The sequence below is a fragment of the Sphingomonas sp. NPDC092440 genome, assembly GCF_044754985.1.
Classification (GTDB): domain Bacteria; phylum Pseudomonadota; class Alphaproteobacteria; order Sphingomonadales; family Sphingomonadaceae; genus Sphingomonas.
The window spans coordinates 218,988-244,738 of record NZ_JBIVQA010000007.1 but is presented as its reverse complement, the minus strand read 5'-3'; the positions used below and the strand labels follow the sequence as shown (position 1 = coordinate 244,738).

30 protein-coding genes are annotated in these 25,751 nt (G+C 68.1%); 9 read left to right on the top strand and 21 right to left on the bottom strand.

Translation table 11 applies throughout. The features are described 5' to 3' along the window. Positions 1 to 74 precede the first annotated feature (74 nt). Positions 75 to 281 carry a hypothetical protein gene (locus ACIQCS_RS14100; RefSeq protein WP_345851542.1) on the top strand — a complete coding sequence of 69 codons (207 nt, stop codon included), beginning with the start codon at positions 75 to 77 and terminating at the stop codon, positions 279 to 281. 13 nt (positions 282 to 294) lie between these two features. On the opposite strand, the gene ACIQCS_RS14095 is transcribed toward ACIQCS_RS14100, so the two are convergent. Beyond that, the gene (locus tag ACIQCS_RS14095) at positions 295 to 1,203 is read right to left on the bottom strand and encodes a hypothetical protein (protein WP_345851543.1); all 909 of its coding nucleotides are present in this window, start codon (positions 1,201 to 1,203) and stop codon (positions 295 to 297) included. After that, a complete protein-coding gene (locus tag ACIQCS_RS14090; protein ID WP_345851544.1) occupies positions 1,203 to 2,606 on the bottom strand; it encodes a serine hydrolase domain-containing protein in 1,404 nt (467 codons plus the stop codon). Before ACIQCS_RS14090 ends, ACIQCS_RS14095 begins: the two co-directional genes overlap by 1 nt. A 278-nt stretch (positions 2,607 to 2,884) precedes the next feature. Here ACIQCS_RS14090 and ACIQCS_RS14085 point away from each other — a divergent pair, with 278 nt between their 5' ends. Continuing rightward, positions 2,885 to 3,160, top strand: a complete 276-nt coding sequence (locus tag ACIQCS_RS14085) for a hypothetical protein (protein ID WP_345851546.1) — start codon at positions 2,885 to 2,887, stop codon at positions 3,158 to 3,160. A gap of 45 nt (positions 3,161 to 3,205) precedes the next feature. Here ACIQCS_RS14085 and rimO read toward each other — a convergent pair whose 3' ends face one another. Both rimO and ACIQCS_RS14075 read right to left on the bottom strand, forming a co-directional pair. Then, positions 3,206 to 4,537 (bottom strand): 30S ribosomal protein S12 methylthiotransferase RimO, encoded by a 1,332-nt coding sequence (rimO, locus tag ACIQCS_RS14080; protein ID WP_345851548.1) that lies wholly within the window; start codon positions 4,535 to 4,537, stop codon positions 3,206 to 3,208. Between the two features lie 80 nt (positions 4,538 to 4,617). Further along, positions 4,618 to 4,974 (bottom strand): DMT family protein, encoded by a 357-nt coding sequence (locus ACIQCS_RS14075; RefSeq protein WP_345851549.1) that lies wholly within the window; start codon positions 4,972 to 4,974, stop codon positions 4,618 to 4,620. Between the two features lie 35 nt (positions 4,975 to 5,009). Here ACIQCS_RS14075 and ACIQCS_RS14070 point away from each other — a divergent pair, with 35 nt between their 5' ends. Next, positions 5,010 to 5,771 carry an AAC(3) family N-acetyltransferase gene (locus tag ACIQCS_RS14070; RefSeq protein WP_345851551.1) on the top strand — a complete coding sequence of 254 codons (762 nt, stop codon included), beginning with the start codon at positions 5,010 to 5,012 and terminating at the stop codon, positions 5,769 to 5,771. 516 nt (positions 5,772 to 6,287) lie between these two features. On the opposite strand, the gene ACIQCS_RS14065 is transcribed toward ACIQCS_RS14070, so the two are convergent. From ACIQCS_RS14065 to serS, 3 genes are all read right to left on the bottom strand, one after another. Next, entirely contained in the window at positions 6,288 to 7,274 is a 987-nt protein-coding gene (locus tag ACIQCS_RS14065; protein ID WP_345851552.1) for a potassium channel family protein, read from the bottom strand. A gap of 20 nt (positions 7,275 to 7,294) precedes the next feature. Further along, positions 7,295 to 8,410 carry a peptidoglycan DD-metalloendopeptidase family protein gene (locus tag ACIQCS_RS14060; protein WP_345851556.1) on the bottom strand — a complete coding sequence of 372 codons (1,116 nt, stop codon included), beginning with the start codon at positions 8,408 to 8,410 and terminating at the stop codon, positions 7,295 to 7,297. A gap of 85 nt (positions 8,411 to 8,495) precedes the next feature. Beyond that, positions 8,496 to 9,800, bottom strand: a complete 1,305-nt coding sequence (serS, locus tag ACIQCS_RS14055) for a serine--tRNA ligase (RefSeq protein WP_345851557.1) — start codon at positions 9,798 to 9,800, stop codon at positions 8,496 to 8,498. Between the two features lie 89 nt (positions 9,801 to 9,889). Here serS and ACIQCS_RS14050 point away from each other — a divergent pair, with 89 nt between their 5' ends. After that, positions 9,890 to 10,333, top strand: a complete 444-nt coding sequence (locus ACIQCS_RS14050) for a host attachment family protein (RefSeq protein ID WP_345851558.1) — start codon at positions 9,890 to 9,892, stop codon at positions 10,331 to 10,333. Between the two features lie 33 nt (positions 10,334 to 10,366). Here the strand turns inward: ACIQCS_RS14050 and ACIQCS_RS14045 are convergent, their stop codons facing one another. Next, positions 10,367 to 11,308, bottom strand: a complete 942-nt coding sequence (locus ACIQCS_RS14045) for a PEP-CTERM sorting domain-containing protein (RefSeq protein ID WP_401531162.1) — start codon at positions 11,306 to 11,308, stop codon at positions 10,367 to 10,369. Between the two features lie 416 nt (positions 11,309 to 11,724). Here ACIQCS_RS14045 and dksA point away from each other — a divergent pair, with 416 nt between their 5' ends. Next, positions 11,725 to 12,192: an RNA polymerase-binding protein DksA gene (dksA, locus tag ACIQCS_RS14040; protein WP_345851560.1), complete on the top strand. Its 468-nt coding sequence runs from the start codon at positions 11,725 to 11,727 to the stop codon at positions 12,190 to 12,192. A gap of 135 nt (positions 12,193 to 12,327) precedes the next feature. After that, positions 12,328 to 12,705, top strand: coding sequence for a PilZ domain-containing protein (locus tag ACIQCS_RS14035; RefSeq protein WP_280279183.1), 378 nt, complete (start codon positions 12,328 to 12,330; stop codon positions 12,703 to 12,705). Between the two features lie 109 nt (positions 12,706 to 12,814). Here the strand turns inward: ACIQCS_RS14035 and ACIQCS_RS14030 are convergent, their stop codons facing one another. Next, complete coding sequence (locus tag ACIQCS_RS14030) at positions 12,815 to 12,967, bottom strand: YdcH family protein (protein ID WP_078103281.1); 153 nt, start codon at positions 12,965 to 12,967, stop codon at positions 12,815 to 12,817. Between the two features lie 179 nt (positions 12,968 to 13,146). On the opposite strand from ACIQCS_RS14030, the gene ACIQCS_RS14025 reads away from it, so the two are divergent. Both ACIQCS_RS14025 and ACIQCS_RS14020 read left to right on the top strand, forming a co-directional pair. After that, on the top strand, positions 13,147 to 13,344 hold the full coding sequence (locus ACIQCS_RS14025) for a YdcH family protein (RefSeq protein WP_280279182.1): 198 nt from the start codon (positions 13,147 to 13,149) through the stop codon (positions 13,342 to 13,344). A gap of 71 nt (positions 13,345 to 13,415) precedes the next feature. Further along, complete coding sequence (locus tag ACIQCS_RS14020) at positions 13,416 to 13,874, top strand: DUF1465 family protein (protein WP_345851563.1); 459 nt, start codon at positions 13,416 to 13,418, stop codon at positions 13,872 to 13,874. Positions 13,875 to 13,925: 51 nt separating this feature from the next. Here ACIQCS_RS14020 and ACIQCS_RS14015 read toward each other — a convergent pair whose 3' ends face one another. The 6 genes from ACIQCS_RS14015 to ACIQCS_RS13990 form a co-directional block, all read right to left on the bottom strand. Beyond that, on the bottom strand, positions 13,926 to 14,870 hold the full coding sequence (locus tag ACIQCS_RS14015) for a nitronate monooxygenase family protein (protein WP_280279180.1): 945 nt from the start codon (positions 14,868 to 14,870) through the stop codon (positions 13,926 to 13,928). A 526-nt stretch (positions 14,871 to 15,396) separates the two neighbouring features. After that, positions 15,397 to 15,822 carry a hypothetical protein gene (locus ACIQCS_RS14010; protein WP_345851564.1) on the bottom strand — a complete coding sequence of 142 codons (426 nt, stop codon included), beginning with the start codon at positions 15,820 to 15,822 and terminating at the stop codon, positions 15,397 to 15,399. Positions 15,823 to 15,899: 77 nt separating this feature from the next. After that, on the bottom strand, positions 15,900 to 16,424 hold the full coding sequence (locus tag ACIQCS_RS14005) for a gamma carbonic anhydrase family protein (protein ID WP_345851565.1): 525 nt from the start codon (positions 16,422 to 16,424) through the stop codon (positions 15,900 to 15,902). Positions 16,425 to 16,429: 5 nt separating this feature from the next. Then, entirely contained in the window at positions 16,430 to 16,660 is a 231-nt protein-coding gene (locus ACIQCS_RS14000) for a hypothetical protein (RefSeq protein ID WP_280279177.1), read from the bottom strand. 113 nt (positions 16,661 to 16,773) lie between these two features. Then, positions 16,774 to 17,706: a hypothetical protein gene (locus tag ACIQCS_RS13995; protein WP_345851566.1), complete on the bottom strand. Its 933-nt coding sequence runs from the start codon at positions 17,704 to 17,706 to the stop codon at positions 16,774 to 16,776. A 114-nt stretch (positions 17,707 to 17,820) separates the two neighbouring features. Continuing rightward, entirely contained in the window at positions 17,821 to 19,278 is a 1,458-nt protein-coding gene (locus tag ACIQCS_RS13990; protein ID WP_345851567.1) for an altronate dehydratase family protein, read from the bottom strand. Positions 19,279 to 19,374: 96 nt separating this feature from the next. Here ACIQCS_RS13990 and ACIQCS_RS13985 point away from each other — a divergent pair, with 96 nt between their 5' ends. Beyond that, entirely contained in the window at positions 19,375 to 19,794 is a 420-nt protein-coding gene (locus ACIQCS_RS13985) for a VOC family protein (protein WP_345851569.1), read from the top strand. Here the strand turns inward: ACIQCS_RS13985 and ACIQCS_RS13980 are convergent. Genes ACIQCS_RS13980 through ACIQCS_RS13955 form a run of 6 tightly spaced genes read right to left on the bottom strand, consistent with a single transcriptional unit; the run spans position 19,791 to position 25,678 of the window. Continuing rightward, on the bottom strand, positions 19,791 to 20,675 hold the full coding sequence (locus tag ACIQCS_RS13980) for an RDD family protein (RefSeq protein ID WP_345851571.1): 885 nt from the start codon (positions 20,673 to 20,675) through the stop codon (positions 19,791 to 19,793). The two genes, ACIQCS_RS13985 and ACIQCS_RS13980, sit on opposite strands and share 4 nt — an antisense overlap. After that, positions 20,668 to 21,687: a stage II sporulation protein M gene (locus ACIQCS_RS13975; RefSeq protein WP_345851572.1), complete on the bottom strand. Its 1,020-nt coding sequence runs from the start codon at positions 21,685 to 21,687 to the stop codon at positions 20,668 to 20,670. Before ACIQCS_RS13975 ends, ACIQCS_RS13980 begins: the two co-directional genes overlap by 8 nt. Continuing rightward, on the bottom strand, positions 21,684 to 22,976 hold the full coding sequence (locus ACIQCS_RS13970) for a DUF58 domain-containing protein (protein ID WP_345851573.1): 1,293 nt from the start codon (positions 22,974 to 22,976) through the stop codon (positions 21,684 to 21,686). The genes ACIQCS_RS13975 and ACIQCS_RS13970 overlap by 4 nt, the downstream gene beginning before the upstream one ends. Next, on the bottom strand, positions 22,973 to 23,929 hold the full coding sequence (locus tag ACIQCS_RS13965; RefSeq protein ID WP_294051601.1) for a MoxR family ATPase: 957 nt from the start codon (positions 23,927 to 23,929) through the stop codon (positions 22,973 to 22,975). Before ACIQCS_RS13965 ends, ACIQCS_RS13970 begins: the two co-directional genes overlap by 4 nt. Further along, positions 23,919 to 25,064 (bottom strand): hypothetical protein, encoded by a 1,146-nt coding sequence (locus tag ACIQCS_RS13960; RefSeq protein ID WP_345851574.1) that lies wholly within the window; start codon positions 25,062 to 25,064, stop codon positions 23,919 to 23,921. The genes ACIQCS_RS13965 and ACIQCS_RS13960 overlap by 11 nt, the downstream gene beginning before the upstream one ends. Next, a complete protein-coding gene (locus tag ACIQCS_RS13955; protein WP_345851575.1) occupies positions 25,061 to 25,678 on the bottom strand; it encodes a hypothetical protein in 618 nt (205 codons plus the stop codon). The genes ACIQCS_RS13960 and ACIQCS_RS13955 overlap by 4 nt, the downstream gene beginning before the upstream one ends. Positions 25,679 to 25,751: the final 73 nt, after the last annotated feature.

Genomic DNA, 25,751 nt, shown 5'->3' with positions numbered 1-25,751 from the left:
GTCGATGAAGACGCATGGCCTTGCGGGCCTCCGGGCGGCCGCTACGCTTCTTCGCGCAAGAAGGAGAGGCATTCGTGAACGCATCCCGCAATCCTGGACTCAATTGCCCCCAGTGCGGCCATTATATCGAGGTCAAGATCACCCAACTCCTGGACGGGAGCGGCGTGACCTGCCCCCGCTGCCAGCTTCACCTTGCCATGAACAGCAAGCCCAGCGGAGCCGCGGCCCTCGACAAGATCAGAAGGATGCAGGACGAAGAGCCCGGGCAGGAGCCGGGCTGATCGCCGCCGGGGTTCAGCGCAGCGCCTTCACCCCCGGCGCGCACAGGGCGATCGCGCGGTCGATCATGAAGCTCAGCCGGTCGCGCGCCAGGGCGAGCTCGGCCGGATCCAGCCCCCGGTCGAGCGTCTCGAAATTGAGATAGGCGAGCCCGTGCAGCACGGCATAGTTGGAGAGCGAGCCGTCGCTGGTCACCACGCGCTCCTGCACGACGTTGAAATCCGCGCCGACCATTGCGTCGCGGCAAAAGGCGGCGCCGGGCGGATCCCTGGCAAGGTAGGTGGCGAAGGCGACGGTGTCGTCATCGTCGAACGGCCAGGCCTTCGACACCGAGGGGCTGGGGATCAGCGTGTCGTCGCAATAGCGGATCGAGATGATCCCGCTGCCCTCCGGATCCCCCTTGTTGCAGCGGGAGCCCGCCGTTTCGAAGCCCTTGGCATTGGTGTGGAGCGCGATGATCGGCCAGGCGCCATGCGCAAGGTCGGCCAGGACGTTGCGCGCATAGCCGGGGAGTGCGGTGTCGAAATTGCGATTGGGGTCGATCGGCCTGCCATAGTCCACCGCGTTGTTGAGCCGCTTGCCGTCGTCGCCGGGCGAGATGCCGGAGTCGATCGCGATCAGCACGCCGCCATATTTCCGCACGGCCACCAGCCCGGCCTCGAACCCGGCATTCTCATTGTCGTGCGGGACGAAGAAGAGCGGCCCCCTGGGGTGCTCCGCATTGGCGATGCGCCACAGGCGCCAGCGGGCGCGCTCTTCGCGGAATTCCACGGCCGAGACGTTCAGCCCTCGCCATTCCGCGGGGTCGCGGTGCCGGGCGAAGTCGTCGTCCTGCACGCCCAGCGGGTCGACCGGCCGCACCGTTGCAGCGTCGGGCGGGCTGGCGGTGAACAATAGGGCGGCAACCAGGGCGGGAAGGCGCATCAGTCCCTCGGCTGGACCAGGAACTGCTCGAACTTCCCTTCCTTGCCCGGCTCGGCATAGGTGATGGCGATCAGCTTGCGGCCATCGGCATAGACGATGTCGTAGTTGCGGTTGACGAAGCCGCCGCGCAGCCGCGGCTTGCCGCGCGCGGTGAAGCTCGCCGGATCGCCGAGCGGGGCGAGGCTGGCGTGATAGTCCCCGGTCGCCTGGGCGGTGAAATAATAGCTGGCGTCCTCGGTGAGCTGCGATCGGTCGAGCGTGCCGGCGCGGAGCTGGTCGAACAGCTTGCGCGCGAGCTGGTCGCGATAGAGGTCCTCCGAGAGGACGGGAGCGGGCCGGGGGACGGGATAGAGGAGATCGGTGATCCCGCCGGTGATCGCGTCCTGCGCGCCGCCGAAGTCGGCATTGACCAAGGCGACCACCGCGAAGCGCTTGCCGGGCATCACGAAATTGTCGGAGAGGAAGCCCACCGCCTCGCCGCCATGCGCGACGGTCTTGTCCCCCGCGCGGCTGCCTACCGAGACGCCGAGGCCATAATGGGTATCGGTGCCGTTGGTGAGCGTGATCGCGGTTTCCTGCGTCGCCCAATCCTCGGGGCTCAGGATCCTGCGGTCGATCCGGGCGATGTCCCATTTGGCGAGGTCGCTGGCCGACATGGCCAGCTCGCCCGCCGCCCATAGCCAGCCATGCGCCGCCGGCCGGGCCGCGCGGACGGGGCCGAGCGCGAAGCGGTGGTTGCCCTGGGGGAAACCCTTGCCCACCGCATAGTCCTGATCCATCGCGTCGATGCCGAGCGGCTTGAAGATCTTCTTCTGGAGATAGTCGAGCAACTTCATGCCCGACGCCTTCTCGATGATCATGCCGGCGACGACATAGCCGGTGTTCGAATATTGCCAGGCGGTGCCCGGTTCGAAATCGAGCGGCTTCTTCGCCCAGCGATCGAGGATCTGCCGCGGCGTCACCGGCTTCTCCATCGCGGCGAAGTCATAGTCCTGCGGCCAATAGTCCTGGATGCCGGCGGTGTGGCTGAGCAGCTGGCGGATGCTGATCCGGTCGGCGCCGGTGATGTCCGGCACCCATTTCGACACCTTGTCGTCGAGGCCGAGCCTGCCCTCGTCCTCGAGCAGCAGGATCGCCGCTGCGGTGAACTGCTTGGAGATCGAGGCGATCTGGTATTTCGCCGCCGGGCTGGTCGCCTTCATGCCCGGTCCTTGATCGCCATAGGCCTTGGCGAAGACGATCTTGCCGTCGCGCACGATCGCGACCGAGGCCGAGGGCACGCCCGACGATTTGAGCGCATCGGCGACGATGGTGTCGACCCTGGCGGTCTCGTCGGCGGAGAGCTGCTGGGCGGCGGCGGGCGTGGCGATGAGAAGGGCGGCGGCGAGGACGGGTCGGAACATGGGGCCTCCGGAACGTGGTCGCGCAAGCTTAGGCCAGCCTGCCGTTTCCGTCATCTTTCCGTTTGGCGCGCGCGGCATGCGCACCCGGCATGGAATCGGCGAAGTCTCTTCACAGGATACGCCGAAACGGTGTAATTGCCTGTTAGTAATATTGGAGATCGTCTCCCCGTACTGCAAAATAGACTATGTTCTAATCGAAGTAGATATCTGTTATGATCGCGGCGGGGTTGCAGCACATACAAAGCATTTTACTCACCTCGATTGAGAGGGGAATTGCCATGTTATTTGCATTTGCAGCGATGATGGGGTGGTGCGGCACCAAATGGCCGGGCTGGTGGCGCTGGCCGCGGCCGCCACATCCGGATCCCGAGCCCTGGTGGCGGCTGGTCGACGGCATTCTCGGCGCGGCGGGCGGCGTGATCGCCGTCAACCTGTTCGAGCCGATGCTGCGCGATCAGGGGTTGATCACCACCGGCCTGACCGCGTTCTTCGGCGGCCTTGCCGTCGCGACCGTCGTCGAGGCGGCGATGGGGCTGAACGCCAAGGCGCGCTGAGCTCTAGGGGGCGGGCGGTGCCCCGGCGGCACCGCCTTGCTCGCGTCAGGCCAGCGGCACGCCATAGAGGTCGTGCTCGTCCGCGTCCTCGATCTCGACCCGCACGATATCGCCCTGGTGGAGATGCCCCGCGTCGCGCAGGAACACTTCGCCGTCGATCTCCGGCGCATCGGCCTGGCTGCGGCCGGTGGCGCCGCCTTCCTCGCCGACCTCGTCGATGATCACCTCGAGCGTGCGGCCGATCCTGGCCTGGAGCTTGGCCGCGCTGATCGCCGCGGTCTTCTCCATGATCCGGGCATAGCGCTCTTCCTTGACCTCCTCGGGCACGGCGCCGGGCAGGTCGTTGGCGGCGGCGCCTTCGACCGGCTCGAAGCGGAACGCGCCGACCCGGTCGAGCTGGGCCTCGTCGAGCCAGTCGAGCAGATATTGGAAATCCGCCTCGGTCTCGCCGGGAAAGCCGACGACGAAGGTCGAGCGGATCGTCAGGTCCGGCGCGATCGCGCGCCAGTTGCGTAGCCGCTCGAGCACCTTGGCCTCATTGGCCGGGCGCTTCATCGAACGGAGCACCGACGGGCTGGCATGCTGGAACGGGATGTCGAGATAGGGGAGGATCAGCCCCTCGGCCATCAGCGGGATGACCTGGTCGACATGGGGATAGGGATAGACATAGTGCAGCCGCACCCAGGGAGCGATCCTGCCGAGCTCGCGGGCGAGATCGGTCATGTGGGGGATCACTTCCTGTCCCTTCCACATCCGCGGCTCCTTGCGGATGTCGACCCCATAGGCGGACGTGTCCTGGCTGATGACCAGCAGCTCCTTCGTCCCGGCCTCCACCAGCTTCTCCGCCTCGCGCAGGATCGCGTCGGGGCGCCGGCTCACCAGGTCGCCGCGCAGCGCGGGGATGATGCAGAAGGCGCAGCGATGGTTGCAGCCCTCGGAGATCTTCAGATAGCTGTAGTGGCGCGGCGTGAGCTTCAGGCCCGCGTCCGGCACCAGGTTGACGAAGGGCGAGGGCGGCATCGGCGCCGCCTCGTGCACCGCGCCCACCACTTCCTCATATTGATGCGCGCCGGTGACGGCGAGCACATTGGGGAAGCGGGCGCGGATCGTCTCGGCTTCCTTGCCCATGCAGCCGGTGACGATCACCCGGCCATTCTCGGCGATCGCCTCGCCGATCGCCTCGAGCGATTCCTCCTTGGCGCTGTCCAGAAAGCCGCAGGTGTTGACGAGCACGACGTCGGCGCCGGCATAGTCGGGCGACATCGCATAGCCGTCGCTGCGCAGCTTGGTGAGGATCCGCTCGCTGTCGACCAGGTTCTTGGGACAGCCGAGCGACACCATGCCCACGCGGGGCGCCTCGGGAAGTTTGGTTGCCATGATTGGCGGGCGACATAGGGATTTTCGCCGAAAAAGCTAGGCCGATGCTTTCCGGGGGCGATTCGGCCGGTGCTGCCGGGTCAGCCGGGCGCGCGGAAGATGAACCAGGCGCCCGCCGCGATCAGCGCGAAGCCGATCAGGTGATTCACCGTGATCCTCTGGCCGAGATAGAGGATCGAGAAGCCGACGAACACGGTGAGGGTGATCACTTCCTGCATCGCCTTGAGCTGCGCCGCCGAATAGACCGCGCTGCCCCAGCGATTGGCCGGCACCGCCAGGCAATATTCCACGAACGCGATGCTCCAGCTCGCCAGGATGACGAGCAGCAGCGGCGCCTGCTTGAACTTCAGATGCCCGTACCAGGCGAAGGTCATGAAGACGTTCGAGCCGATCAGCAGCAGAATCGGGAGAAGGCGGGCGAAAAGCATTTCGGGCATGGCGCGACCTTGGCCGGGATGGCATCAGGGTCAAGATGGAGACTATTTCCCAAGAGAAGCTGCGCACGCAGCTGCGTGCGCTGGGCGTGCGCGAAGGCGGCGTGCTGCTCGTCCATATGAGCTATCGCACCGTCCGGCCGATCGCGGGCGGTCCCGAGGGGCTGATCGAAGCGCTCACCGCGGTGCTGGGGCCGGAGGGCACGCTCGCCATGCCCTCGGCGACCGGCGACGACGATGCGCCCTTCGATCCGGCGGCCACGCCCAATCGCGACGATCTGGGCATCGTCGCCGACCTGTTCTGGCGCATGCCCGGGGTGCTGCGCAGCGGGCATTTCGACGCGGTCTCGGCACGTGGCCCCAGGGCCGAATGGATCACCGGCGGCCCGTTCGTGCTGCCGCCCGCCGCGCCGGACAGCGCGATCGACCGGATCCGCCAGGCCGGCGGACAGGTGCTGCTGCTCGGCGTCGGCCATCACGCCAACACCATGCTGCACCTGGCCGAGCTGGTCGGCGGCGCGCCCTATCGCAGCGACTTCCACTATATCGATGCCAGTGGTGCGGAGGTGCATTACGGCGAGAATGACAGCTGCTGCGAGAAGTTCGAGCTGGCGAATGCCTGGCTGAGCGCGGAGGGCCTGCTGCGCGAGGGCAGGGTCGGCCATGCCGAGGCCCGGCTGATGGACGCCGAGGATCTGGTGCGGATCGCGGCCGAGAAGGTCCGTGCCGATCCGCTGCTGTTCCTGCACGGCGCCGAGGAAGGCTGCGAGGAGTGCGACGAGGCGCGGGAGAGCCTTTAGGGCTTCGGCATGAGGCCCGTCGCAAGATGGCCCGGATTCCCTACATCTTGCGCCGGATCCGCGCGACAAAGGTCCCGAAGGTCGTACCCTGGGCCGATTTCGACGCTGGCTTGTTTTCCCTATCTTCCCGGCAATGCCAGCCATCTCGTAACATCCTTGCGCGAGCGCGATCCTATCTTTCCAACAGGGTCAAAGAGCCGCCGAGGCACGACCACGGCTGTGTGAGCCCAGCAGGCGAAATCCTACATTGCAAGTTGTGGCTGCCAGGGGGCGGGCATGTGGCTTTGGTTGAGGACTCATATCCCTCTCTCGTCATCCCCGCGCAGGCGGGGATCCAGGGTAGTCGCGGGACAGCGATGCCACCGGGTGAGCCGCTCTCCGGGGAGCCCAGGACTTGATCGCGCGCAATCCGCCCGTGGTCCTGGATCCCCGCCTGCGCGGGGATGACGGTGGAGAATGGCTGGAATGAGCTAGAGAATGGCCGGGGTGACGGCGGCGAGCCTGAGGCTCCCTTTCCTATCCCGTCACGATTTCCAGGATCGTGTCCCCGGCCTGCAGCGCCTGCGCTTCGGGCGTCTTGTGGCCGAGCGCTGTTCCGCCGCGATAGATGCGCACGCCCAGGCCGGTCGCGATCGCCGACAGCGGCTTGCCGATTTCCTCCGGCCGCACCTCGCGCTCGGCGAGCTCGACCGTGCCGTGGATCGAGGCGAGGTCGGTCAGATAGTCGGCGAGGTGGCGGCCCTGGCACGAGCTGGCCAGCAGCAGCCCGGCGAAGCTCACCGGGTTCACCACCGTCGTCGCGCCCGCTGCCCGGGCCGGGAGCTCATTGTCTTCGTTGCGCACGATCACGCTGATCGGGACGCTGGGTGCCAGGTGCCGCGCAGTGAGGGTGATCAGGATCGAGGTATCGTCGCGTCCGGCGCAGACGATCATCGATTGGGCGCTTGCGAGGTGCACGTCCTTGAGCACCTGGTCGCGCGTCGCGTCCGCCTGCAGGACGATGCAGCCGCGCTCCTCGGCACGGGCGATATTGGCCTCGTTCTGGTCGATCACCACGATGCTGCCCGGCTGGCGGCCGCGCGCGATCAACTCGTCGACGGTCTCCGAGCCGGTGGTGCCGTATCCCGCCACGATGATGTGCCCCGAAAGGGTCCGCTGGATCACTGCCATACGCCATTTTTCCCAGGTGCGCTTGAGCACGAAATTATAGGCGGTGCCGAGGAAGAGCAGCACCACGAAGATGCGGATCGGCGTGACGACGAACGCGTCGAACATCCGCGCCGAATTGCTCACCGGCACGATGTCGCCATAGCCGGTCGTGGTTATCGAGATCGAGGTGAAATAGAGGATGTCGAGGAAGCTGACATGCCCGTCGGCCGAATCCTTCAGCCCGTCGCGCTCGATCCAATGGACGCCCACCGCCAGCGCGAGCAGGGCCAGCACCGCCAGCACCCGCCATCCGATCGAGGCCCAGACGGGCAGGCCCGACTTGCGCTTCAGCATGGAGGACGGCCTGAGCGCCATCAGCGCGCGGGCAGCCTCGGCAGCGGATCGACAGGACTGCGGCCCTGACGGATCTCGAAATGGAGCTCGGGGCGGTCCGCAAAGCCCGAATTGCCGGATAGCGCGATCATCTGGCCCTTCTTCACTGCCTGGCCGCGCTGCACGAGCAGCTGGCCGGCATGACCATAGACGGTCGTCCAGCCATCGCCATGGCGAAGGATGACCAGGCCGCCCAGTGCCGGAATGTCCGAGCCCACATAGGCTACCACGCCGTCCGCCGCGGCGAGCACGGGCGTATCGAGCGGCACGGCGATCTTGATGCCGTCATTGCGCTCCCCGCTCGCGCCCGGGCCGAAGTGCCGGACCACATTGCCCCGGAGCGGCCATTGGAAGCCGCCCGCGAGCCGCGCCGGCGCCGCCACCGGGGTGGTGGGCGCCAGCACGCGCGCGGAGGAAGCGGTGGGCTGGGCCGGCCTGGCCTTCTCGGCGATGGCGGGCTGGCCGCCGGTGACGATGTCGTCGACGTCCAGATCGAGATGGAAGCGTGCGGCGCGCTGCTCGATCGTCTCGGGCCGGCCGGAGGGCGAAGCGGTGTCCGGGATCAGCAGCCGCTGGCCGGTGCGCAGGATGTACGGCTCTTCCAGATCGTTGACCGCGATGATTCGCGACCAGTCGACCCCATAGGCGATGGCGATGGCGATGCCCGTCTCACCATCGCGGACCAGGTGATAGCGGCCGCCCGGGATCGTCAGCTTCTGGCCGACGCGGATCACGAAGGGCGAGGGGATGTTGTTGGCGCGGGCGATCGCTTCCGATCCGGCGCCGGTCTTCACCGAGATCGAACGCAGCGAGTCGCCGGGCTGGACAGTGTAGCTGCTGCCCGCCACGACCCGCGAATCCGCCTGTACCTTGCGCGCCTGCCAGGCGGGCGGCGGCGCGGGGAGGCGGCGGACGTCCTGCTCATTGCCGAGCGCGGGGCGCTCCCATCCGTCCTGCTCCGGCTGGGATCGCGGGCGACGGTCCTGGCGCTGCGCGGGCGGCGGATCATAGCCCGGATCGCGATAGCCGCCGCCAGTCTGCGGAATGCAGGCGGCCAGCATCAGCAGCGCCACCGGCGCCATCGGCCTTGCCCCCATCATCCCGACCCCCAAATTAACCATATCCGGTCATACCATATCGCGCATTTCCGCGCGCGTCAGGTACGTCTGAATGCGGAGGTGCTCAGTTTGCCGGTTCGAGCCGGTCCAGCCCCTTGAGATAGGGCTTGAGCGCCTCGGGGATCGCCACCGATCCGTCTTCCTGCTGGTAGTTCTCCAGCACGGCGACGAGCGTGCGGCCCACCGCCAGGCCCGAGCCGTTGAGCGTGTGGACGAAGCGGGTCGGGTTCCTGGCGGATCCGGTGCCGCCGGCCGGCTCGCCCGCCGGCCGGTAGCGCGCGTTCATCCGGCGCGCCTGGAAATCGCCGCAGGTCGAGCAGGACGAGATCTCGCGATAGCGGCCCTGGCCGGGCAGCCACACTTCCAGGTCATAGGTGCGCGCCGCGGTGAAGCCCATGTCGCCGGTGCACAGCTTCATGCGGCGGAACGGCAGGCCGAGCGCGGTCAGGATACCCTCGGCGCATCCGGTCATGCGCTCGTGCTCGGCCTCGCTCTGCTCGGGCGTGGTGATCGAGACCATCTCGACCTTCTCGAACTGATGCTGGCGGATGAAGCCGCGCGTGTCGCGGCCCGCGGCGCCGGCTTCCGAGCGGAAACAGGCGGTGAGCGCAGTGAAGCGCAGCGGCAGTTCCTCCTCGGCCAGGATCTGCTCGCGGACGATGTTGGTCAGCGAGACCTCGGCAGTGGGGATCAGCCAGCGGCCGTCGGTGGTCCGGAACAGGTCCTCGGCGAACTTGGGCAGCTGGCCGGTGCCGAACACCGCCTCGTCGCGCACCAGCAGCGGCGGGACGGTCTGCTCATAGCCCTGGGCCTCCAGCGTATCGAGCATGAACTGGCCGAGCGCGCGGTGCAGCCTGGCGGCGGCGCCGCGCACCAGCGTGAAGCGCGCGCCGGAGAGCATGGCGCCCGTCTCGAAGTCCAGGCCGAGCGCCGGGCCGATCGCGTCATGCTCCTTCGGCGCGAAGGCGAGGACGGTCGGCGCGCCGACGGTGGCCATCAGGGCATTGTCATCCTCGTCGGCGCCCTGGGGCACGTCGTCATAGGGAAGGTTGGGCAGGCCGGCGAGCCGGGCCTCCAGCGCCTCGCCGGCTTCCTTCTCCTCGGCCTCGATCGCGGGCAGCCGCTCCTTGAGGCCGGCCACTTCGGCCATCAGCGCCGTGGCGGCCGCTTCGTCCTTCGCCGCCTTGGCCGCGCCGATCGCCTTGGAGGCTTCGTTGCGGCGCGCCAGGCCGGCCTGCACCTCGGTGATCAGCGCGCGCCGCTTCTCGTCCAGGGCGACGAGCGCGGCCGCCTGCGGCTCCAGTCCGCGTTTCGCCAGGCCGGCGTCGAAGGCAGCGGGATTCTCTCGGATGGCGCGGATGTCGTGCATGCCGGGCGTATGACCGGGCTCCCGCCCGGGCGCAACCCTGGCGCGCGTGGCGGCGTTCAATGTGGCAGGATCAACGAAGGAGACAGGATATGCGGGTTCCCCATGATGCGATCGTTCTGGTCGCCGATGGTCGCAAGCTGCTGATGCTGCGCAACGAGGGCGATGGGCTGCGCCCGAACCTGCAGGTGGAGCGCAAGGAGGAGCAGGAGAACCCGGCCAATGGCGCGCAGGCGAGCGATGCGCCCGGCCGCTCCTTCCAGAGCGTCGGCGCGCGGCGCAGCGCCTATGAGGAGACCGATTTCCACCAGCTGGAGGAGGATCGCTTCGCGGCCGACGCCGCGGCCCTGCTCAAGGCGCGGGCGCTGCGCAACGAGTTCGAATCGCTGATCATCGTCGCGCCGCCGCGCACGCTGGGCGAGCTCCGCAAACATTATCACAAGGAAGTGAGCGATCGCCTGAAGGCCGAGATCGCCAAGGACCTGACCCGCCACACGGTGCCGCAGATCGAGGAGGCGCTGATCAACGCCGAATAGGGTAGGGCCGGCGGCGACCGGGCCGGGACGGGTTCAGTCCTGCGGCTGGTCGTCCGGCGCCTTCTTCTTCATGAAGCGCTTGCGGGCGACCAGCGCCGCCGCGGCGCCGCCGAACAGCAGGATCATCGGCGGGGCCGGCACCGGTGCCGGACCGCCCGAGCTGCTGCCGCCACAGTCGCGCCGGCAACCGCCATGGCTGCTCGATCCGTGCCCGCCGTTCGAGCTCCAGCCGCTCGAATTGCTCCAATGGCCGCTCGACGAGGACGAAGTCGACGACGAGTTGGACGAGCTGGTCGAGGAGCTGTTGGACGACGAGGTGCTCGAGCTGGTCGAGGTAGAGGATGAGACGTCGCCGCTCGACGATGAGGTCGAGGTCGAGCTGATCTGGCCGCTCGAAGTGGAGGTGGAGGAGCCGCCCGTGGAGGTCGAGGTCGACGAACCGCCGGTGGAGGTGGAGGTCGAGGACCCGCCCGTCGAGGTCGAGGAGCCGCCGGTGGACGTGGAGGTCGAGCCGCCCGACGAGGACGAGTTGGACGACGAGATCTCGATGTTGATGCCGCTGGATCCGCTCGAGCCGCCGGAGCTGCTCGAGCCGCCGAAGAAGCCGCCGGCGAAGAAGCCGCCCATGAAGCCGCCGCCGCCCGAGCCGCCGATCACGCCCGAGGAGGAGCCGCTGCTGCTCGACGAAACCACCGGCATCTCGCCATAGGGCGGGGGCACCGGGATGGGGGCGCCCTGCGCGGTGACGACGACGACCTGGGGCTGGCCCTGGGTGGTGGTGGTGACCGTGCGCTTGACGACTCGCTTAACCGGGCGCGCCACGGTGCGCTTCACGACGCGCTTCTTCGTGACGGTGACGTGCTTCACCACGCGCGGCTGGTGGATGCGTTCGGTGACGTAGACGCCACCGCCGCCGATCACCGCGCCCCCGCAAGTGCAGGCGCACAGTTTAGCCAAGGCCATGCGAACCGACATTGTTCCCACTCTTCCCGTTGCTGGCGTGTCGCTCCCCGCGGGACCGTCAGCAGCTTCACACTCTTCAATGCGGGGAAAGTGCAAAACAAATTGTTAAGTGCAATGCCGTTAAGGCCGCTTAACCATATTTACGCGTATTTTTCGGGCCTCGGATTTGTCTCGCGATGGTTAATGTTCTACTTCGGCACGGAACGGGCGTTTCCTGTCCGCTGGCCCGCGAACATTATCGGTTAATTCCCGGTGGACGGGCCCCCAATTCAGCCGCCGCTAATTTCCCTCCATTTACGGGGTATTACGCCTGTGGATTAAAATGACGGCGCGCTTGTTAACGCCGCCGCGCGTAAGTATAGGGCCGCGCAGGGCAAACGGTCTCCGTAAGGCTCGGGCCTTACTGAGGACCGTAGTGGAGAGTGGGGATGGCTACTGTTTTGGATCGCTTCGACGAACCGGGTAAACGCGTTCCTCCCGCCGCAAATGACGGCGACGACGGCTATCGGCCGAGCAACGACGAACCCTTCATGAACCCGCGCCAGCTGGAATATTTCCGCGACAAGCTGAACGCGTGGAAGGACGACATCTACCGCGAGGCCGCGGGGACGCTCAACCAGCTGCAGACCGACTCGCTGCGCGAGGCCGATCTCACCGATCGCGCCTCGAGCGAGACCGACTGGTCGATCGAGCTGCGTACCCGCGATCGTCAGCGCAAGCTGATCTCCAAGATCGACGCCGCGCTGCGCCGGATCGAGGACGGCGAATATGGCTATTGCGAGGTGACCGGCGAGCCGATCAGCCTCGGCCGCCTGGAAGCGCGGCCGATCGCGACGATGACCGTCGAGGCGCAGGAACGCCACGAGCGCAACGAGAAGGTATCGCGGGACGAATAGCAGGGGGCTGAAGGCCTCCTTTTTTGTGCCTCCTCCGTTCGGCGGCGGGGGCACATTTTCGGCCTTCGTTTACCGTTTCGACAAGGTTTGCTGCTCTATTCTGCGCGCGTAACCCCTTGCGTTTCGAGCGACACGATGGACCAGTTTTCCTTTGACCCTCTCACGGCGCTCTCGGCGGACGATTTCGCCGCCAGCCAGCGCAACGGTTCGCGCGACAGCCTGATGCTGGCCGCGCAGTTCCGCGTGGCGGGGCGCCCGGACGAGCAGGTGCGGGTGCGCAATCTCTCGCAGGGCGGGCTGATGGCCGAATATACCCAGCCGATCGAGCGGGGCGCGCCGGTGGAAGTGGAAGTGCGCGGCGTGGGTTGGGTCAGCGGCCGGATCGCCTGGGCGACCGACGGCCGCGTCGGCATCGCCTTCGACACGCCGATCGATCCGCTGCTCGCCCGCAAGCCGGTAGGCGGGGGCACGCAGACGCCGACTTTCGTGAAGCCGATCTTCACGCGCCGCTGAGGCTTTCGCGAGCCGGATATCCATCGGCTCGCGTGATTTCGGAACCAGGTTTTGGAGATTTCGCGCAGTCGGGGTGCGGCTTGGGCCACACCCCTGTTGCGCGGCGCTGCTAGCGCGCCATTTCTTCCTTGATGCGAAGCTTCTGCTTCTTCAGGGAAGCCAGGACCATCTGGTCGGGGCGGGGCCTTTGCGATTCGGCGGCGATTCGCTGGTCGAGCACTGAGTGCTTGGCCGAAAGTGCCGAGAAATGCGCGTTCTGCATCGAAGCAGTCTCCTTCTTCGGGTGGCCGGAACGCATGACTAGATCACTTTTCCACAGCTTTGTCGCGGGGGAAACGCGGCTAACCGGCGGCTAATCGACAGCCTGCGGAAATCGCGCGATGATCCGTTGCGGAGCCTCGCGGGCTGGTGCAGGGAGGTCCCGCTACGGGGGCTTTCGCGATGGACGAGAAAGAGATTGTGCGACGGCTCGAAGCGGTGCGGACCGAGCATCGCGACCTGGATGCGGCGATCGACGCGCTGCTCGCCACGGGCACGTCCGACCAGCTTCAGATCGCGCGCCTCAAGAAGCGCAAGCTGATGCTGCGCGACGAGATCGTGCTGCTCGAGGACCAGTTGATCCCCGATATAATCGCCTGATCCGGATCGGGACGAAATCACTGCGAAATTAAGCATTTCGTTACCATGCGGGCTGTGGCAGCGTCATCTTCATGAGGAAACAGGGCGCGACGACGATCCATCGCAAGCTGATCGACACGCTCTATGTCGAGGCGATGCTGCTGGCCGACGAGGCCCGCGCCTATTTCGACGAGCTGGGCCGGGACGAGCGCGAGGCGCTGGAAGCGCTGAACCGAGTCGCCTTTTCCTGCGAATCGCTCAAGGTGACGACGCGGCTGATGCACATCATCGCCTGGCTGCTCACCCAGCGTGCGGTCGATGCCGGCGAACTGACGCCGCACGACGCGCTTTCCTCCTCGCGTCGGCTGGGCGATGCGCCCGAGACCGAGGAAGCGCTGCTCGACGCGATGCCGCCCCAGGCGGTGGCGATCATCAACACCAGCATCGATCTGTACCGCCGGGTCGCGCGGCTCGACGAGTCGCTCGAGGAGACGGTGACGATCGAGAGCCCGGCGCGCTCGATGATGGATCGGCTGGCGGCCGCCTTCTGACCCTTGGCATGCCGCCCCTGGCCGGGGCGGCGCCGGCTCAACCGCAGCGCCTCAGCCGCAGAGCGCCGCCCTGGCCGCGGCATATTCCCGCTTCATCCGCTCGATCTTCACCGTGGCGGGCTCGATCGCGTGCACCGCGCCGATGCCCTGGCCCGATCCCCAGATGTCCTTCCAGGCCTTGGCCCCGCCGAAATTCATCGCGCTGGGGTCGCTTTCGGGAAGATTGTCCGGATCGAGCCCGGCATTGACGATCGACGCCTTCAGATAATTGCCGTGCACCCCGGTGAAGAGGTTCGAATAGACGATGTCGTCCGCCGTCCCGTCGACGATGCCCTGCTTGTAGGCGGGGGCGGCATTGGCCTCGTCGGTGGCGATGAAGGGCGAGCCGATATAGGCGAGGTCGGCGCCCATCGCCTGGGCGGCCAGCACCGAGCGGCCATTGGCGATCGCGCCCGACAGCACCACCGGCCCCTCGAACCATTCGCGCACTTCCTGGACGAGCGCGAAGGGGCTGAGACGCCCGGCATGGCCGCCGGCGCCCGCCGCGACCAGGATCAGCCCGTCCGCGCCCTTTTCGATCGCCTTGTGGGCGAAGCGGTCGTCGATCACGTCATGCAGCGTGATGCCGCCCCAGCCATGCACCGCGTCGTTGAGCTCGGGCCGCGCGCCGAGCGAGGTGATGACGATCGGCACCTTCCATTTGGCGCAGGCCGCCACGTCATGCTCGAGGCGCGGATTGGAGCGGTGGACGATCTGGTTGACCGCGAAGGGCGCGGCGGGCGTGTCCGGATGATCGCGGTCCCAGGCGGCCAGTTCTTCGGTGACCTGGTGAAGCCATTCGTCGAGCCTGGTGTCCGGCCGCGCGTTGAGCGCCGGGAAGGAGCCGACGATCCCCGCCTTGCACTGGGCGATGACCAGTTCGGGCACGGAGATGATGAACAGCGGCGATCCGATGACGGGAAGGCGCAGGCGATCGAAGAGGGGGGGCAGTGCCATGGACCAGTTTTGTAGCGAAACCGGAATGGCCGTCCAGCCCGATGCCGGCGACGCTACGGCACCCATGGTTGCGCGCGGCGCAATCGTTTCGGTGGCAGGGCCGACTCGGCCGGGTGCGGCTTGGGTTGGGGACCCATATTCTCCTTCGTCATCTCCGAGACAGCGGGGATGACGTTGGCAATGCGGAGTGACGAAATCAGAGCCTTGATCGGGTCTCGACCCTAGGTTGAGAACCCAAGCAAGTATCTGATTTTCTACCGTCATCCCGGCCTTGAGCCGGGATCCCGCTGCTGCTTGCGCTGGCGAGATAGCGGGACCCCGGCTATCCCTTCCTCGTCACTCCCGTTTCCCTTCCTCGTCATCCCCGCGCAGGCGGGGATCCAGGGCCAGAGGCAAGGGGCGCGAGGCTCGCCTTGCCGGTTCCCGCAAGCAAGCGCGTGATTGCTTCGATCATCCCGGACTACCTGGATCCCCGCCTGCGCGGGGATGACGGGTGGAGTTTCAACGGCTTGTTCGGGTTCTCACCCTAATCCAGCGGCCGCTGCCAGATCACGAAGGTGTCGATGTCGGTGGAGCGGATCGCCGATGCGTACATGTCGTGGCGGAAATCCGGCAGCGCGGCGATCCGCTCGACCATCGAGCCTTCGCCCCGCGCGCCCAGCGGCAGGGTGAAGGCGACATCCTCGTCCGGCCCGTAGAACAGCCACCAGGCGCTGCGCTCGTCCGGGCCGCTATCGCTGGTCTCGATCGCGACCGCCATGAGCGCGTCGAGCGCCACGGCCCGGCGACCGCCTTCGGGATCGCGGACCCAGAGGCGATCGGCTTCCACGCCGGTCTGCCACCGGCCCTCGGACTCGGGCTCAGGTGGGGGAACGGCGGGCGGCGGCGCGATCGGCGCGGGCAGGGGCGCCTGCGCCCTGGCGCGGCGTTTCCACCAGTCGAACAAACCCATCGCAACCCCCGACCCGATTCGAAAGAGGTCCGGGCTAGGGCGATATTGTGACGGTTGTCCGAGCGACGGGCGGCGGATCAGTCGACCCGTTTCAGCCCTGCGGCATATTCGCGCTGCTTGGCGGCGTAGAGCGCGGCGCTGGCCTTGAGCAGCGCCTTCTGCATGTCGTCGAGCGGCCGGATCGCCTTGGCGGGCGAGCCGACGATCAGATGGCCGGCGGGGAAGGTCTTGCCCTCGGTCACCAGCGCGCCCGCGCCGACCAGGCAATCCTCGCCGATCACCGCGCGATTCAGGATCGTCGCGCCCATGCCGATCAGCGTGCGGTCGCCGATCGTGCAGCCGTGCAGGATCGCATGATGGCCCACGGTCACGTCCTCGCCCACGGTGCAGGGCGCGCCGGGATCCGAATGGAGCATCGCCCCGTCCTGGATGTTCGAGCGGGCGCCCACCAGGATCGGCGTATTGTCCGCACGGATGACCGCACCGAACCATATCGAGGCCAGCGCGGCCAGGCGCACGTCACCGATCAGGTCGGCGCTCGGCGCGATCCAGGCATCCTCGGCGATCTGGGGGCGATGCCCCGCGAATTCGTAAAGCGGCATGCCGCTCAGAATAGCGGCGCTTCGAAGCCCGGGGGAAGGGGGATATTGGCGCCCAGCGCGAGTGCGAGCGCGACCGAGCCGAGCAGCACCGCCAGCGTCGACGAGAGCGAGAACAGCCCCCAGCCGACCATGGTGACCATCTGCGAATCGGCGCGCTGCTCGCGCTTGTTGCGCTGCAGCGACTGGATCACGAACATGGCCAGCATCGCATAAGCGAAGACGAGAAACTCGGTCATCAACCCACCCGGAGAACCCCTGTGCGCGACCCTAGGGGAGGAGCGTTAACGCTTCAATGCCGGGCACCTCCGGTTTATCGCGGTGCAGCAATGTTCCGTCGCCGCCGAAACGATCAGTGATGGGCCGGTGCCGGCGCATCCGCCGCCTTGCAGCTGCAGGCGCAGGTACAGGGCACCGGGGCGCAATGGCAGGGCCGCGGCGTCACGCAACAGCAGATCTGCGCGGGGACGGGCTTGGGCTCTTCCTTCTTCTTCGGCTTTTCGGGCGGATCGGGCAGGGGCAGCAGGTCGCGGGCATTGGCACCGGCATAGACGCTGTGCTGGCCCCCGCCACAGGCCGGGCAGCCAGGCTCCTGCGCGTCCGGATCATGATCGCCGCCGCCGAACCTGAAGCCGCCGGACGGCTCCTTCTTGAGCAGCTTCCGCGCCGCGTCGCACACCGCGATCGCATGATTGCCGAGCGTCGACACCGTCTGGCCCATCGCCACCTGCTCGGTGGCGTAGAAATGAACCAGCATCGCGTCGCGGTGGGCGTCGACCGGTTCCTTCACCGCCGGATAGCTCAGCATCTGCTGCAGGTCTGCCAGCTGCGATTCCATCGCGCGGATCTGGCCGCCCCAATTGTTGAAGGCGGCGAACAGCTCATAGTCCGGCCAGGTCGCGGGCGCGTGCGGGCGCATCTGCTCGACGAAGTTGACCGGCCCGGCAATGTCCTCGCGCAGCAGGCGCAGGAGCACCCGCAGCGTCACCACGTCGCGCTGGGGCTGGCGCAGGCGCTGGGCGAAGATGTCGGTCACCACGGCCGTGTGCTTCCACACCTGCTTGCAGAGCATGCGGGTGAATTCCTCGTCCCGCTTCCTCGGCTTGGCGAGCAGCGCGGCCTTGAGCGACGTGAGCACGCCGATCACGGCCAGCAGCGCGATCAGCACGCCGCCCACCAGGATCCAGGCGGGCCAGTAGATTGCCTCGGCGCTGATCGGCCGGGCAGCCGCGGCATGCGCCGCGCCCGCTGCAAGACTGCCGATCGAAGCCAGAATGATCGCCACGCTATTCCCCCTGAGTCGCGCGCGATATGGTTAACAGAAAGCGGCGGGCAGCACAGTCATGACTCGCCCGTTTCGAAACGGAGATGTTTCAATCCTTGAGAAGATCGCGGCGCGTCAGAGCGTGACGCCGCGCTTCCAGATCGCGATCTCGCGCTCGCCGTTGCGCTCGGCGGCGGTTTCCCTGCCCGATGCGATCGCGGCGATCGCCTCGAGCAGCGCGTCGGCGGCGCTTTCCATCCCGTCCTCCAGCACCCGGCCGGCATCGAAGTCGATCCAGCCCGGCTTGCGCGTGGCGAGGTCGTGGTTGGAGGCGATCTTGATCGTCGGCACCGGAAAGCCGAGCGGCGTGCCGCGCCCCGTGGTGAACAGGATCGCCGTCGCGCCCGCCGCCGCCAGCGCGGTGGAGGACACCGCATCGTTGCCGGGCGCCTCGAGCAGCGTCAGCCCGTGGCGGCGCACCCGCCCGCCATAGGCAATCACGTCGGTGACGATGGCATGCCCGGCCTTCTGCACCGCGCCGAGCGACTTCTCCTCCAGCGTGGTGATGCCGCCGGCGATGTTGCCGGGAGAGGGGTTCTCCGAGACCGGTTCGCCGTGGCGGGTGAAATAGGCCTTGAAGTCGTTGACCAGGGTGACGATCGCCGCGAACACCGCCTCGTCGCGGGCGCGCGCCATCAGCAGCTGCTCGGCGCCGAAGATCTCGGGAATCTCGGTGAGGATCGCCGTGCCGCCGGCGGCGGTCACCGCATCCGCCATGCGCCCGACCAGCGGATTGGCGGTGAGCCCGGAAAAACCGTCCGAACCGCCGCATTTCACGCCGAGCACCAGCTCGGAGAACGGTGCGGGTGTGCGCTCGGCGCAGGCACCCTCGACCAGCTCGGCGACCAGCGCCAGGCCTTCCTCCACTTCGTCATCCGCCATCTGCGCGCCCAGGGTGCGCAGATTGGGATGGTCGATCTCCTCCAGCATGCCCCTGATCTGGTTGTTCTCGCAGCCGAGCCCGACGATCAGCACGCCGCCGGCATTGGGGTGGCTGGCCAGCGCCGCGAGGATGGCGCGGGTGCCCTGCAGGTCGTCGCCCAGCTGCGAGCAGCCGAACGGATGGGGGAAGGCATGGATGCCGTCGATCTTGCCGGGGTGCAGCGCCGCGGCGCGCTCGGCGATCTTCTGCGCGGTGCGCGCGACGCAGCCGACGGTGGGGATCACCCAGATCTCGTTGCGGGTGCCCACCCGGCCATCGGCGCGACGATAGCCCAGAAAGGCCGGGCCCTCGATCCGGGCCGGCGCGCGCGCGGCCGGCGTGAAGGCATAGTCGCCGCCGCCGCCGAGCGCGGTCGCGACATTATGGGTGTGGACATGCTCGCCCGGCGCGATCGCGCGGGTGGCCAGGCCGATCGGGAAACCGAATTTGAGCACCGGCTCGCCCGCCGCGATCGGTTTCACCGCGACCTTGTGCCCCTTCGCCACCGGCCCGGCGAGCGTGACGCCCAGCGCTTCCTCGCCGGCAGCCATGTCGCGCAGCGCCGTGGCGGTGCTGTCGTCGGGGGCGATGCGGAACAGGGCCGGGATCATGGCACTCGGTATAGGGCCGCGCACCGGGCATGGAAACCGGTTTCCATTCCCTTGCCGGTCTTCCGCAATCGCGCGGGCTTTCCTATGCTGGCGCGCATGACCGCGCCGCTCTTCCATCTCGCCATTCCCGTCGACGATATCGAGGCGGCGCGCGCCTTCTATGGCGGCACGCTCGGCTGTCCGCAGGGGCGGGAAGATCCGGGCCACTGGATCGACTTCGATTTCCGCGGCCACCAGCTCGTGGTCCACAAGGCGGCGGGCGCGGGCGTGAAGGCGCGCAACGCCGTCGACGGCGACGCGGTGCCCGTGCCGCATTTCGGGCTGGTGCTCGGCTGGGAGGAATGGGAGGCGCTGGCCGGGCGGCTGCGCGCCGCAGGCACCGAATTCGCGATCGAGCCGCACGTCCGCTTCCCGGGCAAGCCCGGCGAGCAGGCGACGATGTTCTTCTTCGATCCGGCCGGCAACGCGCTGGAATTCAAGGCATTCCGGGATTTGGGGCAGTTGTTCGCCACCTAGCGCTGATATTTGTCCTTCTTGCGCTTGCCGAACAGCATGTTGCGTTCCAATCGCTGGCAGAGCGCGGTGTAATAGGCTTCGAGGAAGGCGTGCTCGTCGCCCTCGCCGCCAGCCATGCCGAGCCGCTCGCGGATCGTCCGCGCGACGACCATCATCGAATATTCGTCGTTCCGCCGCAGCACTTCCTCGAGTTTCTGCAGCTCGAACTCGCCATAGACGTTCAGCTGGGCGTCGGTGAAGCCATAACGGGCCTGTTCGGGCTCGGCGCGCGATGCGACGCTGTGGTTCAGGCTGCGGCGCGGCAATCGGACCACCCAGGTGCCGGCGATCAGGTCGCCGACGCGCAGCCGGTCGCGGTTGAAGAAGGGGAAGAGCAGGAAGATGCCGGTCCAGAGCAGCCCGAACAGACCGGTGGCGAAGGTCGCCATGCCCGCCGAGCTCTGATAGGCCAGGAAGGAAAGGGGCAGGAACAGCTCCAGCTCGCGCATCGCGTTGCGCGCCACCACCTGATGCCCGCGCAGGCGCGATCCATCCCGGGCCACCACGCGCAGCCGCATCAGCCGCTTGCCCGGCGTTGCCGCGCGCGGACCCAGCTCGAAGATCGCGAAATAGCCGTTGCGCAGCGTGAAGAAGCCGAGCAGCCAGATCATCGCCAGGATCTGCGCCAGCGCCTTTCCGGTGCCCACCAGCACCAGCAGCAGGCCGACGGTGAGCACCACCAGCGTGAGTATGATCACGGCCAGGTCGAGCATGAAGGCGCCGGCCCGCTCGCCGATGGTGGCGATGTCGAGCTTCAGGTCCACGCCTTCGGGCGTGACGAAGGTGCGGCGATTGCCGTCCCGTACCCGGCCCCCGCCCGTTGCGGTGTGCGCCTCAGCCATCCGAGTCTCCGTTGCGTACCGGCAGGACGTAGAAATAGAGCAGCCAGCCGAGCAGCGCGGCGCCGCCGATCGCCACGCGGACCAGGTCGGAGGTGATCATCTGCCGCCCCACGCCCTCGAGCAGCCCGGCCACCGCGAGCATCAGCACCACGCCGATCATGGCAAAGGCGGCGGTGCGCCCTGCTCTGGCAGTGGCGGTGGTGCGCGCGTGCTGGCCCGGAAAGGCCAGGGCCATGCCGATGCGCAGCCCGGCCGCACCGGCAATGGCGATGGCGAACAGCTCGGTGGTGCCGTGGATCGTCAGCCAGGCCAGCAGCGGCAGGCCGAGTCCCTTGGAGACGAACACTGCGAGGAAAGCCCCGATGATGCAGCCATTATAGACGAGCAGCAGCAGCGTCGGCACCCCGAAGGCGAAGCCCAGCGCGAAGCACATCAGCGCGATCTGGGCATTGTGAGTGAACAGATAGGTGGCGAAGGCGCCGAGCATGTTGCCGCCGTCGCCCCCGCCGTCATAAAGGCCCTGGCGCAGCTCCGCCGGGCTCGATTGCGGCCCTCGTCCGCCCGCCAGTCCCTCGGGCACGATCGAATGATACCAGCTGGGGTCGCTGGCGACGAGGCAATAGGCCGCGATGCCGCCGAGCAGCATCATCAGCACCGCGATCAGCGTCTCGCGCGCCAGGCTGCGCAGCGCCAGCGGCCAGCTTGCCCCGAAAAATGCCGCGATGCGCCGGCGCAGGGGAGGCTGGACCCCGTAGAGCACGAAATAGGAGCGCGCGCACAGCGCCTCGAGATAGGCGACCAGATCGGCGTCGAGCGAAGTCTCGCGCGCGACCGAGAGCGAGGAAAGCGCGGCCCGATAGAGCACCGGCAGCTCGAGCAGGTCCTCGTCCGAAAGCGATCCGGCACGGCCGCGTTCGATCTGACGGATGCGCTGCTCCAGCTCCAGCCAGTCCACCGTGCGCGCCTCGCGGAAGCGGGCGCTGGCGAACTGGGACAATGCGCCGCCGCTCACAACAGGTTCCTCCGCTTGAAATCGAGATATTGACGGACAAGCGCCGGGCCCACCTGATCGTGCCGCGCTTCCAGCACATGGATGCCGGCATGGCGGAGCCGCGCCTGGACGATCCGCCGCTCGCGCAGCATCGAAGCGGCGATCACCGCGCGCGATACATCGTCGATCGCCAGGGGCTCGGCCGCGGCCAGCGCCTCCAGCTCGTCATCGGCGAGGATCACGAACAGCACCAGGTGCCCGCGCAGCAGGTTCACGGCGGCGCGCAGCATCAGCTCGGCACCGGTGGGATCGGTGAACTCGGTGAAGATCACCACCAGCGATCGCCGGGTGAGGTCACCCGCCAGCGTGGCGAGTCCGAGCGTGTAGTTGGTCTCGGCCGTGCTGTAGTCGAGCTGGCCGGCCAGCCGCTGCATCAGCGGAAAGGCGCGGGTGCCCGAGACCGCGCCGGAGGCGACCCGCGGCTGCGAATCGAAGCCGAACAGCGCCACCCGGTCCCCGAGCTTCAATGCGGCATAGGCGCCGAGCAGCGCCGCGGTGATCGCTCGGTCGACGCGCGGCAGGCCGTCGATCGGCTCGCACATCACTCGGCCGGTATCGATCGCGAAGACGATCTGGTTGTTGCGTTCGATCCGGTTCTCGCGGGCGAGCAGCTGGAGGTGGCGGGCGCTGTGGTTCCAGTCGATCGTGCGGCGCTCCATGCCCGAGCGCCATTCGGTCAGCGCTTCGAACTCGCTGCCCTCGCCGCGATCGACTCGCGCCATCTCGCCCATCTGCGCGTCGCGCAGCAGCAGATGCGCCGAATTGCGCACCGGCCGGATATCGGGCGTGATCACCACCAGGCGATCGAGCTTCTCCACCCGCTGGCGCCAGACCAGGCCGAACGGGCCGGTCCAGCGGCTCCACAGCGCCTCCACCTTCTCGGTGCCCCTTCGCACGGGGAGGAAGGCGATCGCGGCATGGTTTTCGCCGCGTGCCAGCCGGAGGCGCCCCCTGGCGCGCGGCGCCAGCCTGGGGCCGGTCGCCACTGCCAGCTCCAGCCCGTCGATGGGCCTGTCCGCCACCATGATCTCGACGATCAGCGGCGCGCCGATCTCGATCGTGCCCGGGCAGGACGTCTTCAGCACCGGCGCGCGCGGCGCGAGCAGCCCGTCGATCGCGGCGAAGGCGAGGATCATCGGCACCCACACCAGCCCGGCGAACCAGAGCTGTGGCGCGAGCACGCCGACGAGCAGCGCCAGCGGCGCTCCCGCGGCCGCCAGCAGCACGCAGCGGATGCTGGGTCGGATCAACGCGGCGCCTCGACCTGCTCGATCAGGCCCGCGACCACCGCATCGGCGGTGCGGCCGTCGATCTCGGCGGCGGGCGAGAGGATCACGCGGTGGCGCAGCGCCGCCGGGGCGAGCTTCTTCACATCGTCGGGCAGCACGAAGTCGCGCCCGTCCAGTGCGGCATGCGCGCGCGCCGCCGCGGCGAGCGTGGCCGCCGCGCGGGGGCTCGCGCCGATCTGCAGGTCGCCGGTGGCGCGGGTCGCGCGGACGAGGCGGACGACATAGTCCACCACTTCCTCGGCCAGCCGGGCGCCGGCGACCGCGTCGGCGGCCGCGCTGATCGTGGCGTGATCGGCGACCCGCGCCACACCCCATTGCTCGGGCCGGGGCATGCCGAAGCGGCTGCCCTGCTGGGCCACGATCGCGCGCTCCTGTTCCAGGCTCGGATAGCCGACCTCGAACTTGAACAGGAAACGGTCGAGCTGCGCCTCAGGCAGCGGATAGACGCCCTGGCTCTCGATCGGGTTCTGCGTCGCGACGACCATGAACCGGTCGGAGAGCTTGTGGTCGATCCCGTCGATCGTGACGGTGCGCTCCTGCATCGCCTCCAGCAGTGCCGCCTGCGTCTTGGGCGGGGTGCGGTTGATCTCGTCGGCGAGCAGCAGCTCGGTGAAGATCGGCCCGTGCGTCAGGGTGAACTGGCTCGTCTGGAAGTTGAACAGGTTGGAGCCCAATATGTCGCCCGGCAGCAGGTCGGGCGTGAACTGGATGCGGCCATAGTCGAGCCCGGCCGCGCGCGCGAAGCACTGGGCGAGGAAGGTCTTCGCCGTCCCCGGCGGGCCTTCGAGCAGAATATGCCCCGAGGCGAACAGCGCGACGAGCATCAGCTCCACCGCTTCGTCCAGCCCCACCACGGCCTTGCCCACTTCGGCGCGGATCGCGTCGCCCAGCGCCTTCACTTCCTCAATGTTCACGCGTGACGGTCCTTTTCCATTGGTAGAGGGCGCGGGCGGCATCGAGCAGCGCGCGCGTGTCCTGGGCATGGCCCGCGCGGGAAGCGAGGGCGGTGAAGGGCTCGCCATTCTTGTCGAGCCGGTCGAGATAGCTGTCGAGGGCGTCCGGCTGCAGATTGGCCGGTGCGCCGGTGGCGTTCGCCGCCGCCTCGCGGATCAGCGCGGCATAGCGATCGCCGGTGCGATGCCGCCGCCCGGCCAGGCGCAGCAGCGCCGCGCCATTCTCCGCGATCGCGCGCTTGCCGAAGGCGACGCCGCGGGCCTCGGGCAGGGCGGGGCCGAAGCGCAGCATCGCGTGCCAGCCGGCGAGCAGCGCCGCGATCAGCAGGCACAAGGTGAGCGGCAGGAAGGGCGGCTCGAACGCCAGCTTGAGCAGGTTGGGATTGCTCCCGAAGCCGTGGAGAGTGAGGTCGAAGGCGATGCCGCGCTCGCCGTCGTCGAACCAGTCGAGCAATTCCATCGCCCGCTCGGCGCCCGCAAGCGTCTTGAGGCCCTGATTGTCGAGCAGATCGGGATCGGCGACGATCAGCGTCGGCTGGTTCTTCAGCGTGGCGACCAGGGCGCCGCCCTGCCCGTCGTCGATCACGGGCTCGAGCCCGTCGCCGGAGATGGTCCGCAGGCCCTGGGCATTCTCCTGCACCCGGGCTTCGGTGACCTGGGCGATCTGTCGCGAGGCCGCGCCTGGCGGAAGGCTGCCGAACGAACTTACCCAGGCCGGCTTGTCCGGGCGCGGCATGGTCAGCCATTTGGACAATACCAGGATCGTCGGCTGCGAGGCCCGGCGATCGATGATCCGCTTGATCATATCGGGGCTGGTCGTCGGTTCCAGCGTCACCACCAATATGTCGCCGGTGTCGAGGTCGCCGTCGCGGCGCACCATCTTCACCGCGCCGTGCACCCGCCGCACCAGATCCGCCGCTCCGGCAAAGCCCACCGCCGAAGTGGCGAGCGCATGGTTGCCCGGGCGCTGCGCGGGTTGCAGATCGTCGGCATAGGCGGTGAGCAGCAGAAAGGCGACGAAGCCGACCACGCCGAGCAGCGCGAGGACCAGCACGGTGCGCAGCGTGAAGGGCGTGGCCGCGGATTCGTCGCTCATCGCCATGCCCCCGGCAGCGCGAACTCGCCATAGGCGGCGCGGGCTTCCTCCCAGTCCGTCCGGGCCAGGCTGCGGCCGCCGAACAGGCTGCGCTCCACCGGCGCGGCCATGGCGGCGAAAGCCCGGCGGACGACGCCGGGCATCCAGTCGGATCCGGCGATCTCGCGGCTGGTGAGCGCGGGGCGGAGCAGGCGCGGGCGATGGCGCTGAATGTCCTCCAGGCTGCGCCACAGCAGCAGATGAACCGCCTCCTCGTAGCGCCCCTGGGCGGCCAGCGCCTCCGCATCGGCGAGCAGCGCGCGCGCGGCCTTCTCGGTGGGGCGCCAGGCGGCGACGTCCTGGGTCGCCGCCGCCTCGGCATCGCCCGAGGGGCGGGCACGGATCAGCGAGCTGATGACGAGATAGAGGATGATGGCCGCGCCGATGACCACGCAGGCCAGGAGAATCCAGCCCATATAGGGCGCGACTTCTCCGAGCTGCCTGGCCAGCCAGCGCATCCATGGCGGAATCTCGGGCGGCTTGGCGGCGCTCATCTCGAACTGGATGTCGGAACGCGCGCGCAGGGCCTCGTGCGCCCTGGCGACGGACTGCGCAGTCGATCCCTGTACGGTCACGTCGAATCCCCCACGCGCCCTTTGCTACCGGAACAGCCTGCCGCGGGAAACCCCGGTAAGACTGGACTTTGCG

What these genes read in the sequence shown, in the direction of transcription:
- ACIQCS_RS14030 (WP_078103281.1), bottom strand. Translation starts at nt 12,967, where the DNA reads ATGCAGAACGCGCATTTCTCGGCACTTTCGGCCAAGCACTCAGTGCTC.
- ACIQCS_RS14060 (WP_345851556.1), bottom strand. Translation starts at nt 8,410, where the DNA reads ATGGGGGCAAGGCCGATGGCGCCGGTGGCGCTGCTGATGCTGGCCGCC.
- ACIQCS_RS14050 (WP_345851558.1), top strand. Translation starts at nt 9,890, where the DNA reads ATGCGGGTTCCCCATGATGCGATCGTTCTGGTCGCCGATGGTCGCAAG.
- ACIQCS_RS14065 (WP_345851552.1), bottom strand. Translation starts at nt 7,274, where the DNA reads ATGCTGAAGCGCAAGTCGGGCCTGCCCGTCTGGGCCTCGATCGGATGG.
- ACIQCS_RS14095 (WP_345851543.1), bottom strand. Translation starts at nt 1,203, where the DNA reads ATGCGCCTTCCCGCCCTGGTTGCCGCCCTATTGTTCACCGCCAGCCCG.
- ACIQCS_RS14025 (WP_280279182.1), top strand. Translation starts at nt 13,147, where the DNA reads ATGGACGAGAAAGAGATTGTGCGACGGCTCGAAGCGGTGCGGACCGAG.
- ACIQCS_RS14010 (WP_345851564.1), bottom strand. Translation starts at nt 15,822, where the DNA reads ATGGGTTTGTTCGACTGGTGGAAACGCCGCGCCAGGGCGCAGGCGCCC.
- ACIQCS_RS14020 (WP_345851563.1), top strand. Translation starts at nt 13,416, where the DNA reads ATGAGGAAACAGGGCGCGACGACGATCCATCGCAAGCTGATCGACACG.
- ACIQCS_RS13960 (WP_345851574.1), bottom strand. Translation starts at nt 25,064, where the DNA reads ATGAGCGACGAATCCGCGGCCACGCCCTTCACGCTGCGCACCGTGCTG.
- ACIQCS_RS14085 (WP_345851546.1), top strand. Translation starts at nt 2,885, where the DNA reads ATGTTATTTGCATTTGCAGCGATGATGGGGTGGTGCGGCACCAAATGG.
- serS (WP_345851557.1), bottom strand. Translation starts at nt 9,800, where the DNA reads ATGCACGACATCCGCGCCATCCGAGAGAATCCCGCTGCCTTCGACGCC.
- ACIQCS_RS14000 (WP_280279177.1), bottom strand. Translation starts at nt 16,660, where the DNA reads ATGACCGAGTTTCTCGTCTTCGCTTATGCGATGCTGGCCATGTTCGTG.
- ACIQCS_RS14070 (WP_345851551.1), top strand. Translation starts at nt 5,010, where the DNA reads ATGGAGACTATTTCCCAAGAGAAGCTGCGCACGCAGCTGCGTGCGCTG.
- ACIQCS_RS13980 (WP_345851571.1), bottom strand. Translation starts at nt 20,675, where the DNA reads ATGGCTGAGGCGCACACCGCAACGGGCGGGGGCCGGGTACGGGACGGC.
- ACIQCS_RS13985 (WP_345851569.1), top strand. Translation starts at nt 19,375, where the DNA reads ATGACCGCGCCGCTCTTCCATCTCGCCATTCCCGTCGACGATATCGAG.
- ACIQCS_RS14045 (WP_401531162.1), bottom strand. Translation starts at nt 11,308, where the DNA reads ATGTCGGTTCGCATGGCCTTGGCTAAACTGTGCGCCTGCACTTGCGGG.
- dksA (WP_345851560.1), top strand. Translation starts at nt 11,725, where the DNA reads ATGGCTACTGTTTTGGATCGCTTCGACGAACCGGGTAAACGCGTTCCT.
- ACIQCS_RS14075 (WP_345851549.1), bottom strand. Translation starts at nt 4,974, where the DNA reads ATGCCCGAAATGCTTTTCGCCCGCCTTCTCCCGATTCTGCTGCTGATC.
- ACIQCS_RS14090 (WP_345851544.1), bottom strand. Translation starts at nt 2,606, where the DNA reads ATGTTCCGACCCGTCCTCGCCGCCGCCCTTCTCATCGCCACGCCCGCC.
- ACIQCS_RS13990 (WP_345851567.1), bottom strand. Translation starts at nt 19,278, where the DNA reads ATGATCCCGGCCCTGTTCCGCATCGCCCCCGACGACAGCACCGCCACG.
- ACIQCS_RS14005 (WP_345851565.1), bottom strand. Translation starts at nt 16,424, where the DNA reads ATGCCGCTTTACGAATTCGCGGGGCATCGCCCCCAGATCGCCGAGGAT.
- ACIQCS_RS14035 (WP_280279183.1), top strand. Translation starts at nt 12,328, where the DNA reads ATGGACCAGTTTTCCTTTGACCCTCTCACGGCGCTCTCGGCGGACGAT.
- ACIQCS_RS14015 (WP_280279180.1), bottom strand. Translation starts at nt 14,870, where the DNA reads ATGGCACTGCCCCCCCTCTTCGATCGCCTGCGCCTTCCCGTCATCGGA.
- rimO (WP_345851548.1), bottom strand. Translation starts at nt 4,537, where the DNA reads ATGGCAACCAAACTTCCCGAGGCGCCCCGCGTGGGCATGGTGTCGCTC.